At 61.8% G+C, this 1,243-nt stretch carries 2 protein-coding genes; both read right to left on the reverse strand.

Features of this window, described 5'->3' with window-relative positions; all coding sequences use genetic code 11:
• Positions 1-13 precede the first annotated feature (13 nt).
• Positions 14-892, reverse strand: a complete 879-nt coding sequence (locus BEN49_RS15270; protein WP_070744813.1) for an IS3 family transposase — start codon at positions 890-892, stop codon at positions 14-16.
• Complete coding sequence (locus tag BEN49_RS15275; RefSeq protein WP_070744815.1) at positions 889-1,191, reverse strand: transposase; 303 nt, start codon at positions 1,189-1,191, stop codon at positions 889-891. Before BEN49_RS15275 ends, BEN49_RS15270 begins: the two co-directional genes overlap by 4 nt.
• Positions 1,192-1,243 lie beyond the last annotated feature (52 nt).

A 1,243-nucleotide genomic window follows, 5' to 3' on the forward strand; every position in this document is an offset into this window, starting at 1 on the left:
TGAGGTGGTCTAGCTAAGCCGCACAGAGTTGGGACGCAGTTTGAAAATGGGTTTCGAAGTGGTTGGGGGCGAGGTAGCCCAGGGCCGAATGCCGCCGTTCAGCATTGTAATAAGCGAGGTAGTGGCTGATTTCCAGCCGAGCTTCCGTTAGGTTGCGGAAGCTACCGCCGGCAAGTAGCTCGGTTTTGAGCCGACTCCAAAAGGATTCGGCGTGCGCATTATCATAGCAGTTTCCGCGACGACTCATACTTTGTAGCGCTTCATGGTGGGCCACTAAGGCCTTAAAGTTGGTCGCCGAGTACTGGCTACCTTGGTCGGAATGAATGAGAAGCCCAGCCGCTGGTTGGCGCACGGCCAGCGCCCGACGTAGCGCCTCGCTGACCAAGTCTGCGGGCATGGATTCGCGCACGTCCCAGCCTACCACTTTGCGCGAGTAGCGGTCGAGCCAGGTGGCCAGATAGAGCCAGCCCCCGCCTTGTTTAGGCAAATACGTGATGTCGCCCACCCAGACCCGGTTCGGGGCGGTGGGGGCGGGTTGGTCCAGCAAGAGGTTCGGGGCGGCCCGCACGCTGGGGTCGGAGTCCGTGGTGCGCGGTACAAACGAGCGCGGCTGCTGGGCCCGCAAACCTGCGGCGGCCAACGCCCGCCGGATACGCCAGCGGCCTACCTGATAGCCTTGCGCGTGCAGCTCGGCGCGCAAGCGGCGGGTACCATAACGAGCGGAATGCCAGTTAAACTGTGCGCGCATAGCCACTTGCCACGCTGGCTCTGGGGCAGGTGCTTGCTGCCGTTGCCAGGTGTAGTACGCACTAGCGGACACGCGCAGCACCTGACAGAGCTGCCGCACGGGTACTCGACTCTGCCGCTGGGCGATGTAGCGGTAGGTGCTCACCGGGTCGGCTGGCCAAAGATGACCAAGGCTTTTTTTAAAATGTCGAGTTCCTGCTCGGCCCGCTTCAACTGGGCGCGCAGCTGGCGTACTTCCGGGTCGCGAGCGACCTCCACGCTGCCTACTTCGGCCACAAGCTTGGCCTGCTGCCAGCGGTAGAGCAGCTTGGGGCTAATGCCCAATTGCTGCGCGGCCGCCTGCGTGCTGCGGCTCTCCGAAGCCAGGCGTAGCGCTTCTGCTTTGAAAGCGTCATCGTATTTGCGCCGCTTATCCGGCGTCTTCTTGCTCTTTTCTGCGCTCATGACTCAGGAAATATACGTCCTGCTTCTGTGCGCCTAGTCTAGACCACCTCAA

This window comes from Hymenobacter coccineus, from assembly GCF_001816125.1.
Lineage (GTDB): Bacteria > Bacteroidota > Bacteroidia > Cytophagales > Hymenobacteraceae > Hymenobacter > Hymenobacter coccineus.